The sequence below is a fragment of the Methylophaga pinxianii genome, assembly GCF_020447225.1.
GTDB lineage: Bacteria > Pseudomonadota > Gammaproteobacteria > Nitrosococcales > Methylophagaceae > Methylophaga > Methylophaga pinxianii.
In genome coordinates this window covers 1-250 of sequence record NZ_JAJAEO010000015.1, presented here as the reverse complement: position 1 = coordinate 250, position 250 = coordinate 1, and the positions used below count along the sequence as shown (strand labels likewise).

Annotated in this window: 1 tRNA gene; it reads right to left on the bottom strand. The window is 47.6% G+C overall.

Annotated features, from left to right (window positions below):
- Positions 1 to 96: 96 nt before the first annotated feature.
- Positions 97 to 172: transfer RNA gene (locus LGT40_RS00070), tRNA-Ala, on the bottom strand.
- Positions 173 to 250: the final 78 nt, after the last annotated feature.

The window sequence follows — 250 nt, the reverse complement described above, 5'->3', positions numbered from 1 at the left end:
AAAGAGCAGTGTATGAAACACTTTAAAATAAACTCAACAAGCTTACTTTGAAGTATTTTTACACAAGACAGAGATTGGTTGTTCGTATCAAAAGGTTGGTGGAGCTACGCGGGATCGAACCGCGGACCTCCTGCGTGCAAGGCAGGCGCTCTCCCAGCTGAGCTATAGCCCCTTTCGGCATACTCGGTTCCACTTTCACCCCATAAAGGGCTTTTTCGCAGTTTGGTTGATTTTGCCGGTGAAGCTGCCT